We start from the raw sequence: 17,120 nt of genomic DNA on the forward strand, positions 1-17,120 counted from the left end.
CCGAAGACTGCACCGCGAATTTGAACAATTCCTCGATGCGCCTCGGACTGTTTTAGTCTTGGCCTATCCTGACTGGTATGCGCTAACGCAGCACATGAATCGTTCTAGAGATGACCATGATCTACTAGTTGGTATGGTCAGTCCGGATACTGCAGTGGGGATATAGATTGCCCTGCGGGGTAATGTGCAGGTGGCGACCTGAATGTCAGAGGCTTTGATTAGAGTTGCTGCATGTTTTCTTTTGAGGATGATTCCAATATGATGATCACCGATGGTGGTCCTATCATTCTTCTTGATTCCAAGTATGCGTCCCTCTGGGGCAGCGTACCAATTGATGTAGACCCACCGCACAATATATCGGACTGGGATGACTACGGACGTGCTTGTACTGTTGATGACTACCTAGGGCTGGTTCAATACGGCTCCTCTGCACAACAAAGCGAGGCAGTGGTTTTCGGTGCCGAACGCATGACCGCGTACTACTCCCCAGAACTGGAGGACGTTCGAAAAAGTAGACACTCTCGCATGTGTATTATGCGGCTTGGGTCAAGTTTACCCGGTGTTGTGCCTCGAACTCCTCAGGTGTGAGGAACCCCAAGGCTTTCTGAATTCTGCCCCGGTTGTAATCAGCTTCGATAAATTCGAACATAGCGAGACGAACTTCGTCCAGGTTCTTCCATTTCCGCAGGTTGATAAGCTCTTTCTTGATCGTTGCATTCGTGCTCTCCGCCTGAGCTTTGTCGTAGCACGATCCTGTGCGCCCGACCGAAGGAATAACACCGGCCTCAAAGCACCTGTCCCGGAAGGCCTTCGATGTGTATTGGCTACCGCGATCGGAGTGCACAACGAGCCGACCGGGATCTGGTGCGAGATCCACGAGTGCTGTTTCCAACGCGTGCAGGACGAACGTGGTGTCCATGGTAGGGCCGATCTCCCACGAAACGATACGCCGAGAACAGGCATCCGTGAACAGAACGACGTACGCCCAGCCGTCCTGTTGTGTTGCAACATAGGTGATGTCGGTATACAAGACCTCTCCGGGTTGATCGGGGACGAAATCGCGGCCAATGAAGTCGACCAGGCCTTCGGTCTCCCTGCCTCGAGTGGTGGTGGTCGGTTGTGATGCAGGCGAGGCCCTGTTGGCGGGCCAGCCGTCGAATGCGCCGTTCGGAGTGATATCGCCCCTCGCGGGCCAGCCCGGCGGTGAGCCGTCGAATGCCGTAGCGGCGTTTAACGGCCTCGTGAAGCTTTTTCACACGAGCGCCGAGTTCAGCGTCGTCCTGGGCGCGCTGGGAGGTTCCTCGTCGCCGCCACGCATAATAACCCTGGTGGCTGACCTGCATGAGCTCGCAGGAACGCCGGATGGACAGTCGTGAACGGCGAGGTCGTGACTGGTTCTCGTCGTCAATGTGGGCGATTAGTGCGAATCGCCGCGATTTCGGTTCGCGAACCAGCCCATCGCTTTTCCCAGAATTTCGTTGTCCTGTTCCAGATCACGGACCTTTTTACGGAGTTCTCGCAGTTCAGTAACGACTTCCGGGGGGAGGTCGGGCGTCTTATCGTTGGTAGGCACGGTGCCATTCTGCTGTGCCTGCCGACGCCAGTTCATCAGGGAAGCCGTACTGATACCCAGGTCACGGGCGACACTAACCAAGGACCGCCCGGGCAAATACGACAACGCGACGGCCTTTTCCCGGTATGCCTCGCTGTAGGGACCCTTCTTCGCCATCTTTATCTATATCCTCTCTCCAGTTAGGAGAGTGTCCACTACATCGCTAGTCCTTCAATGTTGTTCACTATCGGTTGATCTCGTCGGACCGAATGGTGCGTGTCGACTAGAGCAAAGTAGTCCACATCGCTCGCGATGGAACAATGCGGACTACTTATCGTGTGGGTTGTCAGATTCAGCTGTAACGGCAGCAGATGTTGTAGCCTCGGTTCATCCAGAAGTTCGTTGGGATCGGGTTGGTCAGGTTCGGATCGCCAACGCTTGGGGCTGCGTGGGTCTTCCATCCCGGACGCATTTCGAAGTGCGTATGAGCGGCGCTGGATGAGCTAACGCCTCGCCAATCCTCAACACCGATCTTCTGACCTCTAGAAATATGATCTCCCTGGCTAATGCCGTTCAGCGGATTGAGGTGCAGGTAAACGATGGTCTTATTGAGGTTTGAGTTGTAGATCGCGAGAGTCGAGAGACCCCCAGAGCCCCGGTAACCCTCCGTCTTGTTGGTGACCGTCCCGGAAGTCAGTGAGTAGACCGAAGCGCCGGTATACCGGGTGATGTCAACACCTTCATGGCGACCTGACGTGTTGACGTAACCGTCGAAGTAGGCGGTGACCCTCGCATTGGAGGAATGGTACAGCCCATATTCCAGGTTTTTGCCAGCGTTGCCGCTCACTCCAATGCGGTGTCCGGCGTTGTCGTTTTTCAGGTAGGAGCGGAGGTTTGCTGACGCTCCCGGACTGAAGTTGTCGATCGGCCCTTTATAGGAACTGTTGTAGAAGACGGTGACGTACTTACCGGTCCGGTTCCAGGCTGAGGCGGCGTTATTCTTGACGCACTGCCCCTTCCCAGAACCCGGACCTTTGTATTCGTAGCAGGAGGGTTGCGAGGCACCGTAGTTGCTGATAGAGCCCGCGTGATCGCTCACCGACCCCTGAGTGTTGCTGTTGTAGTACAGGCAGAATTCGCCCGGCTCACAGACGCCGTTGCGTGCTGTGGCGGCTTGTGCGGGTGAGACTGCGGCAAACCCCACCGCAACACCCATCAATACCGCCGACATCAGCGCGAGTAGGCGCCGTTGCTTCGATCTCATCCAGTTCATAAGTACTCCTCCTGGCAATACTGCGAAGTAAAACACCGATGTGGTTCTGGCCGAACGGTGAACTTGGCATGTTGGTGTCGTTCCCGTCGTTCCCGTCGTTCCCGTCGTTCCCGTCGTTCTCGTCGTCAGTGGCGGGGCAAGTGGTCGTGGTGGACATGGGCACCCGTCGCTCGACGGAAGCTCCCGCTCCGCACTGGGCGGCACGGGATCGACGGATTCCTCCAGTGCGGTCTTTGCCGATAGGAGGCGATCCCCTCTCATCATGGAGGAGAACGGTTACCAATGGGAATAATCGACAATAAGAAATGTCTGCGAGTGTAAGAACAGCGCGCAGGTCAATCTGTTTTTATCGGGGATCTGACAATGCTTTTCGTCGCTCGAGCCAGGCTTACCAAAAGTCTCTGAATTATCGTGAGTGGCTTAATAGGGCGATGTACCAGTCAAGCAATACCGCGACTGTTAAAAAGGTTTGCTTAACTCCTGTGACCCGCTTATCGTAATAGTCTGCAATGGATTCCCGACAACCGTTATCCCTTGGAATACGGTCGTCGTGTTAGTGATCGGGCTGGAGCGAAACGTGCGGATGCCGCAGAACCCCTACATGAAACCCCTTCCCGCCGAACAACCTACCCATACCTCCGGCTGGGGGATTCTTCTCTGGTTGGCGCGACACCAGAAGGCGGCGTTGTTCACCACCTTCATCGTTCGCGTCGTCTGGTTGTCCACCATCGCTCTACTGCCGGTCGTCTTCGGGGTTGCCATAGACACGGTCATCGTCGACGGAGAAGGACTGCTGTGGTGGGTACTCGGCCTGATCGGCCTCACCCTGTTGGTGGCGATATTGACCGTCGCACGTGAGGTGGCGGGGAACCACTGCGGCATGATCGCCTCGATTCGCGCCACCCGCTTGGTCAACGCCCACGTCGCGCACGTGGGCGGAGCGATCAACCGTGACGGTCGAGACGGCGAAATCGTATCCGCCGCCAATTCCGATGCCGAACAACTTCAATTCAGTTTCGGCGGAGACGTGCAAAGTTTCGGCTCGGCTCTGATCACGCCAGTGGTGGCGGTACTGCTTCTCAGCTATGACGTGCTAGTCGGAACGGTCGTCATTATCGCCGTCGTCGTTCACATCATCGTCCTCAGCCGCCTATCCAAACCCCTGGAAAACCGAATAAGCGGATACCGTAAGAGGCTCGGTTACGTTGCCGACGACACCGTGGACATCGTGACAGGGATTCGACCACTACGTGCGATCGGCGGCGAGGACCGGATTCGGGAACGTTTCGGGCGTCGCTCGCGAGATCTGCGGAACGAAGGATATCGCATCGCCGTTCCCGACGCCTTGTTGGAAATGCTCACCGTCGCCATGCCCGCATTCCTTGGCATCGGCGTCCTCGCACTCGCCATCTCAAAGGCGGTCACCGGAGACATCAGCGAAGGTGACGTTGTCGCGATCTTCGGTCTGTCGAGCTTCCTCATCATGCCAATGGAAAACATCGCGGCCCTGTTTCGAAACATCCCCCAAGCGCTCGCCTCCGCCAAGCACCTCGGCGCGTTTCTGGAAACAACACCGGAATACACCCTCAGCGGTGTCAACAGCCCGTTCCGGCCTGGGCAATGGAGCGACGCCGACACCGGGCTCTCCCTCACCCCCGGCGCACTCACCGTCATAGTCGCAAGCAATCCGCGACGCATGGACGAAGCTGCCAATCGCCTCACCGGACAGTCCGACGGCGACGCTCGAATCGACGACGTCCCCATCACCGACATCGCGGCCCGGGAACTCAGAGAGAACGTCGTTCAGCTGCGATCCGACCATATTCTCTTCACCGATACCCTGCGCGCCAACCTCGACCCTCACGGCCGTCACGACGACGAAGTTCTGAACTCCGCACTTGCCGCCGCGACGGCCCACGACGCGGTCGACTCACTCGGCGGCCTCGACGGAATACTCCGCAAGAACGGCAGCAATGTGTCTGGAGGGCAGCGAGCACGTTTGCGCCTGGCACGCAGCCTGGTGCACAATCCGGAATTCCTGCTCGCCGTCGAACCGACATCGGCGCTCGACGCCTACACCGAACAGGCGGTCGTCGAAGCCGTCACCAGGTACCGCGAGCGCGCCACCACGGTGGTTGTCTCTACCTCCCCAATGTGGCTCGACGCAGCCGACCGGGTGGTCTTCCTCTCGGATTCTGGTGCTGCCGTTGCGGGTTCGGTTGATGAACTCGCCTCCGCCTACCCCGAATTCGCCGACGCGATCGCTCGCGTGGGCGTCTGACTCCAGGAGATCAATGTGACTGACGATCTACTTCCCATCGCGTCGAACTCCACTTCCTGGTCGGCGGCCAAGAAGCTGCTGACGTCGACTCGAGGACAAATGACGGTCATTGTCGTCCTCTATATCGCAGCGGCGGCGTTTGCCGTGGTACCGAACTGGGTTTTGGGAAAGCTGGTGGACACCTACGGCGATTCCTCGGTCGCCGAGATCGCGAGTTGGATCGCGGTGGCGGCGGCGTTCGTCATCGGTCAGGCCGTGGTTATCTTCTTTGCTCGTCGTTCGGTGTGGACGTGGGGGCAGGAGGCCATGCACGCACTGCGCGTGCGGTTTGTGGACGATCTGGTGGACATGCCGCCGCGTCGATTGGACAACACGGCGGTCGGTGACATTACCTCCCGCGCGACCATCGACGTGACGATGCTGGGGCGATCGGTCATGTTCGCGATCCCCGTCTCGGTCGTGGAATCGTTGACCATCGTCGTCATCGCAGCGGCGTTGTTGATAATCAGTCCGTTCATGTCGTTGGCGCTCTTGATCGGCGTGATATTGGCGATACCGGCGTCGATATGGACATGGCGGCGTAGCTATTCGGCCGCGCTGCGGCAGCGTCGAGCGGTGGGAGACGTTACCGACGCGACGAGCGAAAACATCCACGGTGCCGGGTTTATCGAGGGCCACGGGCTCGATGGTGTACGTAAGTCGGTGTTGGAGAAGGCGATTGGACGGCGTTGGGCGACCACGTTGTATCTGTTGAAGGTCCGTTGCATATTCTTCCCTGCGATCGACATCGGTAAGAACGTGGCGATAGCGGCGGGCATCGTACTCGGCACGGTCGCCTATTCCGGTGGATACGCCACACTTGGCGAGATCGTGACCAGTCTGCTCTTGCTGCGGTTGGTGGGCGAGCCGCTCGCGAAGCTGTTGATCAGCTTTCAGGGCGTATTGGTCGGCATCGCGTCGTTCTCCCGCATCGTCGGAGTCTCGGAAGCGACCGAAAAAGGCGACGACAGTGAGATCGTTGAGTCTGAACCGGGACGCGTTCGACTTAAGGACACCTCATTCGCCTATCAACCGGGGAAACCGACACTCGACTTCCTCAATCTCGACATCACGCCGGGCAGCCGTGTCGCGGTCGTAGGTGCCTCCGGTTCGGGTAAAACCACTCTTGCCAGATTGATAACGGGAACGCTTTCGGCCGATTCGGGCGACGTGTTCATCGGCGGGGAGGAAGCGCGTGGTCTGTCCCATCAACAGCACCGGCGTCGTGCTCTGCTGGTCAACCAAGAACACCATGTCTTCTCCGGAACCGTGCGCGACAATCTCATGCTGGGCGCGCCAGAGGCCTCCGATGACGACCTGATTGCCGCGCTGCGAACTACAGGAGCCGACACCTGGCTTGACAGTCTCAGCGACGGGCTCGACACCCGAGTGGGAACAGCGGGCCACAACGTGGACGATACGGTCGCGCAGCGCATCGCGCTCGCCCGGATTTTGTTGTCGCGATCGTCGATCCTGGTTCTGGACGAGGCCACGGCGTTGTTGAGCGGACGTGACGCGGTGGCGGTGGAACGGCGTTTCAACGCGGCGACCGAAGGACGCACCGTCATTACGGTCGCTCACCGGTTGAGCTCCGCTCGCGACGCGGATCGTGTCCTGGTAATGGACAAGGGGCGCATCATAGAAGACGGATCGCACGAGGAACTGCTGACCGCGGGCGGACACTACTCTCAACTGTGGAAGATGTGGACGGGAGTATCCCAAGGCAAGGCGTGATCGTGACACCTCAACCGCATATGGGATTAGCGAAACCGTAAAATGCTCGTGATCCAGGGTATCGGTAGAACGGACCCGGCCACCCCTGACAAGCAAGGAGCCCTTGATGTCTGAGCTCGACAACTACCGGACACAGGACAACCTCGAAGCGCGTATTTCCCTGTACGACTACAAATACCCTCAATACGACTTGGACGGAATCGTGTCCAATGCGATCGACTTTAATGCGAGAACGATCGTTGACGTTGGCAGTGGAACCGGCCGGTACACCCGGCGACTTCGCAAGGAACACCCGCATGCCGAGGTCATCGGGATCGACCTTTCTCCGGGTATGGTCGACGACTTGGACGAGCCGACGATGGTCGCCAATGTGGAGAACCTGCCGTTTCCGGACGGCTATGCGGATGTCGCGCTCGCGATGCACATGCTGTATCACGCGGACGACGTCGATGCCGCGCTTGATGAGCTCGTGCGTGTGACGAGGTCAGATGGCATCCTGTTTATGTCCACGATGGCGGCGGACAACTTCGTCGAATACGAGGACCTGTTCCTGCGTGCCCAGTGCGACGTTCTGGACGACGACCGCCGTACCTTCCGGGACGACGTCATGGAGAGATTCTCCCTGGACATCGGGGTATCGAAGGCTCGCGAACGGTTCTGGTCGGTGACGGTACGCCACTTGCAGGGGCGCATTGTCCTGTCAGCCCCCGAACCGTTGTTCGATTATTACCGATCGGGTCGTTCGTTTCATTCCACGTTGTCCGACGATGAGTTCGACAGCGTCATGGATCGGATTGAAGCGTTGCTCAAGCGACATTTTGAAACCCATGAGACGTTTACCGTGACGAGCCATCCGGGGATCATCGAGTGCCGGAACCCGCGTTGAACCGGGCCCTGATCTTCTCGGCGCGGTGTGTGGGTCAATTCGCAGGTGACTACGCATTGGGAATGCGTAGTCTGGAACCATGGCTGAGAATCAGAATGATCGCTCCGAGAGTGATACACCGCAGAAGACGGCGGGCACCGAATATTCCACCAAGGGTGCGTATGTGACCGGCGGCGAATTCACCCGGGACACCAACTACATTGAAGACCGCGTGGTCGCCGATGTCGCGGCGGTTGAATCGGCACCCACCGAACCGTCGTCGAAGATCGGTGATCCGCGTATTGCCGGTCTTACCGAAGGGGCGGAGGCCTGGCCGGTCGAGCCGGGACGGTACCGCTTGGTCGCCGCGCGGGCGTGCCCGTGGGCACATCGTTCTATCATCATTCGGCGCCTGTTGGGCCTGGAGAACGTCATTTCGCTGGCCACTCCGGGACCGACCCACGACGTTCGGTCCTGGACGTTCGATCTGAACGACGATGGTCGTGACCCGGTGCTCGGCACCGAGCGCTTGCAGGAGAACTATTTCAAACGTTTCCCCGACTATCCACGGGGGATTACCGTTCCCGCGCTCGTAGACATCCCGTCCGGTGCGGTGGTGACCAACAACTATCCACAGTTGACGTTTGACTTCTCCACACAATGGAGCGAATACCACCGTGAAGGCGCTCCCGACCTGATTCCGCAGGATCAGGTCGAGGACATGCTTCCGGTTATCAAGCGGATCTTTACCGAGGTCAACAACGGGGTCTACCGAGCGGGATTCGCGGGAGGCCAGGACGCGTACAACGATGCCTATCGCCGACTGTTCGAAGCGCTGGACTGGCTGGAAGAGCGCCTTGCCGACCGCCGGTATCTGATGGGAGACACCATCACCGAGGCCGACATCCGCTTGTTCACGACCCTCTTGCGGTTTGACCCCGTTTATCACGGTCACTTCAAATGCAATCGCAACAAGCTCACGGAGATGCCGAACCTGTGGGGATACGCCAGGGATCTGTTCCAAACCCCGGGATTCGGCGACACGGCGGACTTCGACCAGATCAAACGGCACTATTACGTCGTCCACGAGGACATCAATCCAACGCAGGTCGTTCCGCAAGGTCCGGACCTGTGGAACTGGCTGTCCGAGCATGGACGGGAAAGCTTGGGAGGCAGCCCGTTCGGGGAAGGAACGGCCCCGGGTCCTGTGCCCGATGATGAACGCGTGACAGGGGCGAATCCGCTCTACGACGATTAGTCGAAAAGTCGATTCGTCATGGCGACGATTGACTCGTACTGAGCCGTGTCCGTCACGGGTGGTGGTTACCTGTGTGGGACACGGCTGACTTCAGTCGGTTCTAGTCCAAGTCCCGCCACATGCCGCGCTTTTCGTCCTTAGCCAGGCGCTCGGCTTTACGAAGGGTATCGCCGATGGTCAAATCCTGGTGCGGCATGATGTAGGCGTGAGCCATGCCGTCGGCTACGGCCTGCACCCCGTAGTTGATGCCACCGTCGTCGATGACCACATGGGCGAGTAGTCGGTGGTACTGGTCCCACATCGGGTCGCCGGGATCGGTGTACAGGTGGACGAATCGACCTTGCAATTTCTCCTTTGCGTAGATTTTGGCCTCTTGGCCCCATGCTTCTTCCTCGCGGTATCCGCCGGATTCGGGGGTGTTGATGCCCATGATGCGTACCTTGATGTTCTTGCGTTTAATCGTGGTACGGAAGGTGTCTCCGTCGATGACGTCCTCGACCGCGCATGTTCCATAGAAATCACCTGGACCGGTCACGTTGGGCTCCTTAATGGTTGCATAATTCAATGTAGGTAGAGAATCGGTCTGTACCGTGAATCATGTTCGCACACACGCTGATCGTGACTACATGGTTAAAGGAGTGCATTGTTATTAGTCGTAACGGCAGTGCGGCAATCGTAATAACGACCATGTCCGTCCATCGTGTGGTTGCTTCACGACGGAAATGACAGACCGTAGGAAGCAGACGATCTACGATCATCGTGTGGATACAGAAAGTAATCATGCGCGAACAACGCGACACCTGGGGTGGCCGTTTACGTATTTGGTGGTGGCGTCGATTGTGGTCGCGGCAGTGGCAGCCGGAATGACCCTTTTCGCACCCTCCGCCGGGGCCGCCGGCCTGCCGGGTGGACTGGGGCCGTGTCTGGGGGACGAGTGTCCGGATACCTGGCCGGACCCGAACAACGGCACCGTCTCCGGATACGACGAGAACGTCAACATCTTTGTGGGTGGGGACTACGACGTCCGCGGTTCGGCCGCCGAGGCGGAAGGCCGCATCGTGACCTTGGGGAGTTTTGATCTCAATAAAGACCCAGGGGGCAGTTCGATCTATAACGTCGGCATCGTGGGTGTCGGCTCCCGTGTGCCGCCGCCGGACGAATCTCCCTATCTGATTGTGGGTGAGGACATCTCCACGGCTCCGGGGCAGAGCATTAAAGCGGAGGAAGGCGACCACTGGGGAGAGGTGCTATACGGCGGAACCTTGGACGGCGAAGTTGAGCCGGAGCAGAGCCCGAGACAGGATTCCGCAGCCGTCGATCCGTACCGAGACCTACGGGAACAGCTTGAGATCGCCTCCGACTGCTACGCCCGGGAGGACGGGGATCAGAGAACGGCCACCGGCGACGTAGTGGTGACTCAGCCGGACCGGGTGATGTTCAGTGGGGACGGTACGTCCGAACTGCAGGTCTTCAATATTAATGAGCAGCTTCCGAACAACGCCTACATTGAGTACGAGAACATTCCGGAGAACGCGACGGTTCTCATCAACGTTTTCGGTGATGACGTCACCATCGACACCTCGCAATTCGCCCCGAGCGCGATTCCGTTCCGCCAGCGGACTCTGTGGAATTTCCCGGATGCGAGTTCGGTCAACCTAACCGGTACCTCCCAATTCGAGGGGAGTGTACTCGTCGGCAATCCGGACTCCACGACGACGGTGTCGGTGCCAGGCGTGAACGGGCGGTTCTATACGGCCGGTTCATTGACGCATACGTCATCGGGAATGACGGGCACCGAACTTCACAGTTATCCGTTCGATGGGGATTTGCCCGAGTGCGACGAGATCGATCCGACACCGTCGCCGACAGAACCGACGTCAGCCGAGGACGACCCCACTCACTCACCGTCTCCAACGGACGGCCCGTCGCCGACCGACGATCCAACGACGTCACCGACCGACGGGCCGACAACCGATCAACCGAGTACGGCGACGTCGTCTCCATCGATTCCTTCGGACAATGACGGACTGGCGGTGACCGGGCGGTCCCTGGTCGGTGCCGTTGGTCTGGCGGCGGTTCTCGGCTTGACCGGTGTCGCGGTCCTCTATTACACCAAACGAACTCGTCAACAGTAAATTCCAACGATTCAGCGGCTCGGACTCGTGTAACGGCGTGAGTCCGAGCCGCCGCTGCTGGGATTGCGTTGAGTACCTTCATCATCTCTATCGACAATAGACGATATATAACAACTTACACATTCTGTAATAACGTTTTTGCAACGCCCACTAGTGATAAGCGACACGCAAGATTAGCCTGAGCTCCATGGATATCCAAATAAATTAGTCCAATGGAGGTGTTGGAATGGGGCGAATGTGGAAGGCCACCGCTGCGGTCGCGGCAGCGGGGTTGGTTCTCAGCGCCTGTTCGGGCGGAGGCTCGGAAGAAGAGGAACTTGAGGGTGGCACCCTCAACATGCACATCGGAGAGGTACGCAGCCTCATTCCCGGCGGCTCCGGAGAAGTCGAGGGTTTCAGGGTCATCCGAAACATCTACGACGGCCTGGTGTATTACGACGCCGAGACGGGAGATCCGGAAAACCTGATGGCGGAGGAAATCACCTCCGACGACAATCAGGTGTGGACGATCAAGATCAAGGAAGGCTACTCCTTCCACAATGGTGAACCGGTCAACGCGGAGTCCTTCATTCGCTCCTGGAACCGGACGGCATACGGCCCCAACGCCCTGCCGCTGAACTACTTCATGGCACCCATTGAGGGCTACGGCGATATGAACCCGGAGGAGCTTCCCGAGGACGAGTGGGAGGACCCGGACACTCCCGAGTTCGAGGAAGCGCAGGCCGACGAGCTCTCCGGCCTGGAGGCCGTCGACGAGCACACCCTGCAGGTGTCGCTGTCGGAACCGTTCATCGGATTCCCCACCATGCTGGGGTATGAGGCGTTCTTCCCGATCGCGGAAGCGTGCCTCGCCGATGAGGAGAAGTGCGAAAAGCAACCCATCGGTAACGGCCCCTTCATGTTCGAGGACGGATACGATGTCAATACCGGCGGCACCGCCGTCGCCTGGGACGAGTATCAGGGGGAGAAGCCCAATATCGGTGGCGTGCGCTGGCACGTGTACGTGGACGGCTCGGACTGCTGGGCGGACTACCTGACCGGCGACATCGACGTCTGCGCTCCGACCGCGGCCGACTACGAGCAGGCGATCAACGATCCCGATCTGGTCGAACGGCGCATCCAGCAGGACAACACCAGCGTCCTTATGATGGCCTACCCCATGTACGAAGAGCTCTACCAAGACGTCAACATTCGTCGTGCCCTGTCGGCGGCCATTGACCGCGAGGGAGTCATCAACGTCATCGGTGAGGACCGCGCCAAGCCGCTCGACTCCTGGGTCCCGGCGTCGATTCTCGGTGGCGGACAAGGTGCGTGCGATTACTGTGAACACGACCCGGACACCGCTCAGGAGCTGTTGAAGGAGGCCGGTGGCTGGCCCGAGGGCGAGCCGCTGAAGCTGTGGGTCGACGACCGCATGGACAACCTGGACGTGTTCCGCGCGGTCGGAGATTCGATCTCCAACACCCTCGACATCGAATACGAGATCGTTCCGATGGAGTGGACCGAAATGCTCAGCAGCCGTGAGCAACACACTCTGGACGGTCCGTTCCGTTCGGGCTGGGGACCGGACTACAACTTGAATGAAAACTACCTCGAGCCCATCTATGGCGGTGGCGCCGACATGAACGACCAGGGCTTTGAGAGCGAGGAGTACAACGAGGCCATCAAGAAGGCCAACGGTGCCGATACGCTCGAAGAGTCCGTCGAACTCTACGCGGCGGCCGAGGAGATTCTGGCCGAAGAAATGCCCAGCGCGCCGATCTGGGTCGAACAGGTCAACTTCTTCTACAGCGAGCGCGTGGACAACGTTATCGTGCATCCGATTTACTCAGGAACCGGCGGTGACGCGGAACTTCGCGACATCGTGATCAACGAATAGACATCGGCTATTCCACTAGGGGTGTGCGGCTGGAATCCGGTCGCGCACCCCGCACTTTGGATGTCAATCATTAGATTGGGTTAATCGCATGGGGCGATATTGTCTCCGACGGTTGTTGCAATCGTTCCTCACGTTGGGTGCCGTTCTTTTTATCCTGCATTATCTGATGGCCCTGTCGGTTCAGATTCGCGGTAATCCCGCCTTGCTGTTCTTCGGGGGTGATCGACACGTCGATCCGGCGATGCGCGCGCAGGTGGAGCGGATGTACGGGCTCGACAACGCCTGTTATGAGCGCACGGGTGATCCGTGCATCGGTCCGTTCTTTACTCGCCTGGGGAACTATCTTCAGGGGGATTTCGGTACCACGATCAATGGAAATCAGCAGGTCAGTGAGCAACTGGCGCTGGCCATTCCCAATACTTTGCGGCTGTTTCTCTTTTCCACCATCACCTTGGTGGTTTTGGCGTTGGTGTTGGGCACGTGGGCGGCCCGCCATCACGGCAAGTTCCGTGATCATTCGGTCCGAGTGACCACGATTCTCATCGACGCCGTTCCGGTGTTTTTGATTTTGCTGTTCTACGTTTACGTTCTGGCGGTTCCGTTGACGAATTGGGCTCGGGACATCTGGGGTTCGGATTCGTTCATGGGGCAGCTGTTCCGACCGTCGTACAGTGCCGATTATCCGTGGGTGACGATCATCGTTCCAGGGATTTTGCTGGGTTTCGTCGGGCTGGCGACGTTGACGCGCCTGGTGAGGGCCAGCCAGTTGGAGAACTACAACGCGGAGTTCGTGAAGACCGCTGATGCCAAGGGGCTGAAGAAGATGCGTATCACGATCGTCCACGTGCTACGGAATTCGTTGATTCCCATCGTCACGGGGGTCGGCTATCTTTTTGCCTACATGTTGGCCGGGGCGGTTCTCACCGAAGGGGTCATGAGTATTCCCGGCATGGGGCGCTTGATTTTCGTGGGCGTACAGCGTCAGGACACGAACGTGGTGATCGTTGGTCTCACTGTGAGCGCGGTGGTGGTCATTCTGGTGACCTTGCTCGTCGACCTGCTGTATGCCGTTCTAGATCCGAGGATCCGATATGACTGAAGCTCCCGTTTCTCCCGATGCTCAGGTTTCCCTGTGGCGGGACGCCTTCCGTACGATGCGGCGACGGGTGGATGTTCTCCTGTCGTTGGCCATTCTAGTGTTCGTGGTGATGATGGCCGCGTTTCCACGTCTCTTCACCAGCGCCGATCCCAAGTCTTGTGACGGGATGCAGGCGCGGCAGCGGCCCGATTCGTGGCTGTCGGGAGATCATCCGCTGGGGATGGACGCGTTCGGCTGTGACTTCGCCGCGAAACTGGTGCACGGTACTCGTCCGACGCTCTTGTTGGCTTTCACCGTCATTATCGCGTCGATTGTGATCGGGCTGTTTCTCGGTATCGTGGCGGGTTATTACGGCCGGTGGGTCGACGTCGGCGTCTCGCGCACCCTTGAGGTGTTCATCGTGGTGCCGTTGCTGTTGGGGGCCATTCTGATCCTCAGTCTCTTCCGCGATATGGGAGGGACCGGCGGTGGTGTCGTCAAAGCGATTCTTCCGGCGGCCTTGGCATTGACCCTGTTCGGCTGGATGGAGTTCTGTCGTTACGCACGTGCGGCGACGATCGAGACCAAGAGCCTCGATTACGTTGCCGCTGCGCGGTGTCTGGGCGCCAAGGACGGACGCATCATGTTCCGGCACGTGCTGCCCAATGCGATCGTGCCGATCACGGCCGTCGTTCCGACCACTTTGGCCAATATCGTGGTGACCGAGTCGGCGTTGGCCGTCCTCGGGGTGGGGATCAAACCGCCGGAGACCAGTTGGGGCATTCTGTTGGCGGAGGGTACCAACTGGGCCGGTGGTGGATACACGTATCTCTTCCTCTGGCCGTTGTCACTGCTGGTCATTACCGTTTACGCCTTCGCCACCATCGGCGATGCGCTCCGCGACGCTCTCGATCCGAAGCTGAGGTGAGGACCATGGCCCGCACATCTACCGATATAACCGAGACCTTGCCGGGGTTCGATACACGGCGTCCTCTGCTGGAGGTGAAGGATCTTGAGGTGGAGTTCAATGTCCGCAAACGGCGTTTTTCGGTCGTCAAGGGCGTGAATTTCACCCTGGACCGAGGTCGGACTCTGGCCGTGGTCGGCGAGTCGGGCTCGGGCAAGTCGGTGACGGCCCAGGCGATCATGGGAATCATCGACTCGCCGCCTGGTTTCATTTCCAACGGGGAGGTGGTGTTCCAAGGGGTCGACCTGTTGCGGCAGAGCGAGGACGTTCGGCGACAGGTGCGGTCCAATCACATCTCCATCGTCTTTCAGGACGCCCTGTCGGCGCTCAACCCACTGTGGACCGTCGGTTTTCAGATCGCCGAGTTGTTCCGGGTGCATCGGGGGATGAGCAGGAGCGACTCCTATAAGCGGGCGGTCGAACTCCTGGATATGGTCGGCATTCCCGACGCGGCCGGTCGAGTGCGGCACTATCCGCATGAATTCTCCGGCGGAATGCGACAACGCGCCATGATCGCCATGGCCTTGGCGCTCGATCCGGAGGTGCTCATTGCCGATGAGCCGACCACGGCCCTCGACGTCACCGTGCAGGCGCAGATCATGCGTTTGCTGCGCGAGATTCAGGTCGAACGGGACATGGGTCTGATCCTCATCACCCACGATCTCGGGGTGGTCGCCGACGTCGCCGACGAAGTGGCCGTCATGTACGCGGGCAATGTGGTGGAGCGCGTCAACATCTACGACCTCTTTGCCCGTCCGGCCCATCCCTACACCGAAGCGTTGCTACGTGCCATTCCTCGCGTGGACGCGGTGGGGAGGGATTTGGAGGTCATCAGCGGATTGCCGCCCAATCCGCAGGCACTGCCGCCCGGGTGCGCCTTCCACCCACGGTGTCGGCGTGCGGAACAACGGTGTTCCAGTGACGTGCCGCAACCCCTAACGGTATCGGAAGGTCATACGTCCACCTGCCATTTCGCCCCGGAGGTCTATGCCAATGAGTGACGAACAGTCTCGGCCGGAACCGGTCTTGGAAGTAAACGGTCTCGTCAAACACTTCCCGGTGAAGAAAGGCGTGGTATTCAAGAAAACCGTCGACAATGTCAAAGCGGTCGACGGCGTTTCACTGCGGCTCGACAAAGGCAAGATTCTCGGAGTGGTCGGTGAGTCGGGGTGCGGCAAATCCACCCTCGCCAAAATGATGGTGGGACTCGAACCGGCGACCTCCGGGTCCATTAAGGTGCTGGGCCAGGAGATCGCGGGGCGGAGCCAACGTAGTATCCGTCCTCTGCGTCGTGATATACAGCTGGTCTTTCAAGACCCCTTCACCTCACTGAATCCCCGCATGACCGTCGGCGACATCGTCCGCGAACCCTTCGACATCCACCCCGACGTGATGCCGCGGCACAAGCGCGACAAGGCCGTTCACGACCTCCTCGACGTGGTAGGGCTCAGCAGGGAACACGTCCGGCGTTATCCGCACCAGTTTTCCGGTGGTCAGCGTCAGCGCATCGGTATCGCCCGGGCTCTGGCGCTGCAGCCGAAGGTGCTGGTATGTGACGAACCGGTGAGCGCCCTGGACGTGTCGATCCAAGGTCAGGTCATCAACCTGCTGGGGCAGCTGCAACGCGAACTCGGCCTGTCGTACGTGTTCATCGCCCACGACCTGTCGGTGGTGCGCCACATCGCCGACGAGGTGGCGGTCATGTACCTGGGACGCATCGCCGAACAGGGACCGAGCGAGGAGATCTACCAACGCCCTCGCCATCCTTATACACAGGCGCTGCTGTCGTCGGTGCCGGTTCCCGATCCGACCCTGCGTGGCAAGCGGGAGGAGATCCGCCTCAGCGGCGACGTGCCCTCGCCGTTGAATCCGCCGTCGGGATGTCGGTTTCGGACCCGCTGCTGGAAGGCCACGTCCATCTGCGCGGAAGAGGCGCCCGCTCTGGAAGCTCACGACGATACGGGACACACGACGGCCTGTTTCCACGCCGCGGAACTTCCCGAGGTGACGCGCTGAGTGCGGCGAGGCCGATGACGCTGCTGTATCTCGTGCGGTGCGG

At 59.3% G+C, this 17,120-nt stretch carries 15 protein-coding genes and 1 pseudogene; 11 read left to right on the plus strand and 5 right to left on the minus strand.

The window, feature by feature from the left end; genetic code table 11:
- Positions 1 to 261 precede the first annotated feature (261 nt).
- Entirely contained in the window at positions 262 to 588 is a 327-nt protein-coding gene (locus HALAL_RS19460; protein ID WP_425402657.1) for an Imm21 family immunity protein, read from the plus strand.
- Here the strand turns inward: HALAL_RS19460 and HALAL_RS0106090 are convergent.
- The 4 genes and pseudogenes from HALAL_RS0106090 to HALAL_RS0106105 form a co-directional block, all read right to left on the minus strand.
- Positions 533 to 1,177: an IS3 family transposase gene (locus HALAL_RS0106090; RefSeq protein WP_084471881.1), complete on the minus strand. Its 645-nt coding sequence runs from the start codon at positions 1,175 to 1,177 to the stop codon at positions 533 to 535. The genes HALAL_RS19460 and HALAL_RS0106090 overlap by 56 nt on opposite strands.
- Before the next feature lies 1 nt (position 1,178).
- A pseudogene (locus HALAL_RS19465) lies at positions 1,179 to 1,343 on the minus strand (IS3 family transposase); the annotation flags it as partial.
- Positions 1,344 to 1,417: 74 nt separating this feature from the next.
- Complete coding sequence (locus HALAL_RS0106100; RefSeq protein WP_025273155.1) at positions 1,418 to 1,729, minus strand: transposase; 312 nt, start codon at positions 1,727 to 1,729, stop codon at positions 1,418 to 1,420.
- Positions 1,730 to 1,904: 175 nt separating this feature from the next.
- The gene (locus HALAL_RS0106105; RefSeq protein ID WP_025273156.1) at positions 1,905 to 2,825 is read right to left on the minus strand and encodes a peptidase inhibitor family I36 protein; all 921 of its coding nucleotides are present in this window, start codon (positions 2,823 to 2,825) and stop codon (positions 1,905 to 1,907) included.
- Between the two features lie 601 nt (positions 2,826 to 3,426).
- Here HALAL_RS0106105 and HALAL_RS0106110 point away from each other — a divergent pair.
- The 4 genes from HALAL_RS0106110 (at position 3,427) to HALAL_RS0106125 (ending at position 9,002) form a co-directional block, all read left to right on the plus strand.
- On the plus strand, positions 3,427 to 5,106 hold the full coding sequence (locus tag HALAL_RS0106110) for an ABC transporter transmembrane domain-containing protein (RefSeq protein WP_211240436.1): 1,680 nt from the start codon (positions 3,427 to 3,429) through the stop codon (positions 5,104 to 5,106).
- A gap of 15 nt (positions 5,107 to 5,121) precedes the next feature.
- The gene (locus HALAL_RS0106115; protein WP_025273158.1) at positions 5,122 to 6,879 is read left to right on the plus strand and encodes an ABC transporter ATP-binding protein; all 1,758 of its coding nucleotides are present in this window, start codon (positions 5,122 to 5,124) and stop codon (positions 6,877 to 6,879) included.
- A gap of 106 nt (positions 6,880 to 6,985) precedes the next feature.
- Complete coding sequence (locus HALAL_RS17435) at positions 6,986 to 7,765, plus strand: class I SAM-dependent methyltransferase (protein ID WP_025273159.1); 780 nt, start codon at positions 6,986 to 6,988, stop codon at positions 7,763 to 7,765.
- A gap of 79 nt (positions 7,766 to 7,844) precedes the next feature.
- Positions 7,845 to 9,002, plus strand: coding sequence for a glutathione S-transferase C-terminal domain-containing protein (locus HALAL_RS0106125; protein WP_025273160.1), 1,158 nt, complete (start codon positions 7,845 to 7,847; stop codon positions 9,000 to 9,002).
- Positions 9,003 to 9,102: 100 nt separating this feature from the next.
- On the opposite strand, the gene HALAL_RS17440 is transcribed toward HALAL_RS0106125, so the two are convergent.
- Complete coding sequence (locus tag HALAL_RS17440) at positions 9,103 to 9,537, minus strand: thermonuclease family protein (protein ID WP_025273161.1); 435 nt, start codon at positions 9,535 to 9,537, stop codon at positions 9,103 to 9,105.
- A 226-nt stretch (positions 9,538 to 9,763) separates the two neighbouring features.
- Here HALAL_RS17440 and HALAL_RS0106135 point away from each other — a divergent pair, with 226 nt between their 5' ends.
- The 6 genes from HALAL_RS0106135 to HALAL_RS0106160 all read left to right on the plus strand — a co-directional run bounded on the left by HALAL_RS0106135 (position 9,764) and on the right by HALAL_RS0106160 (position 17,077).
- The gene (locus tag HALAL_RS0106135) at positions 9,764 to 11,137 is read left to right on the plus strand and encodes a choice-of-anchor A family protein (RefSeq protein WP_211240437.1); all 1,374 of its coding nucleotides are present in this window, start codon (positions 9,764 to 9,766) and stop codon (positions 11,135 to 11,137) included.
- Between the two features lie 226 nt (positions 11,138 to 11,363).
- On the plus strand, positions 11,364 to 13,016 hold the full coding sequence (locus HALAL_RS0106140) for a peptide ABC transporter substrate-binding protein (RefSeq protein WP_035534400.1): 1,653 nt from the start codon (positions 11,364 to 11,366) through the stop codon (positions 13,014 to 13,016).
- A gap of 166 nt (positions 13,017 to 13,182) precedes the next feature.
- Positions 13,183 to 14,115, plus strand: a complete 933-nt coding sequence (locus HALAL_RS0106145) for an ABC transporter permease (protein ID WP_211240438.1) — start codon at positions 13,183 to 13,185, stop codon at positions 14,113 to 14,115.
- Positions 14,108 to 15,022, plus strand: a complete 915-nt coding sequence (locus tag HALAL_RS0106150; RefSeq protein WP_025273165.1) for an ABC transporter permease — start codon at positions 14,108 to 14,110, stop codon at positions 15,020 to 15,022. The genes HALAL_RS0106145 and HALAL_RS0106150 overlap by 8 nt, the downstream gene beginning before the upstream one ends.
- Before the next feature lie 5 nt (positions 15,023 to 15,027).
- A complete protein-coding gene (locus tag HALAL_RS0106155) occupies positions 15,028 to 16,062 on the plus strand; it encodes an ABC transporter ATP-binding protein (RefSeq protein ID WP_025273166.1) in 1,035 nt (344 codons plus the stop codon).
- On the plus strand, positions 16,055 to 17,077 hold the full coding sequence (locus HALAL_RS0106160; RefSeq protein ID WP_025273167.1) for an ABC transporter ATP-binding protein: 1,023 nt from the start codon (positions 16,055 to 16,057) through the stop codon (positions 17,075 to 17,077). Before HALAL_RS0106155 ends, HALAL_RS0106160 begins: the two co-directional genes overlap by 8 nt.
- Positions 17,078 to 17,120: the final 43 nt, after the last annotated feature.

It is taken from the genome of Haloglycomyces albus DSM 45210 (genome assembly GCF_000527155.1).
GTDB classification, from domain to species: Bacteria; Actinomycetota; Actinomycetes; order Mycobacteriales; family Micromonosporaceae; genus Haloglycomyces; species Haloglycomyces albus.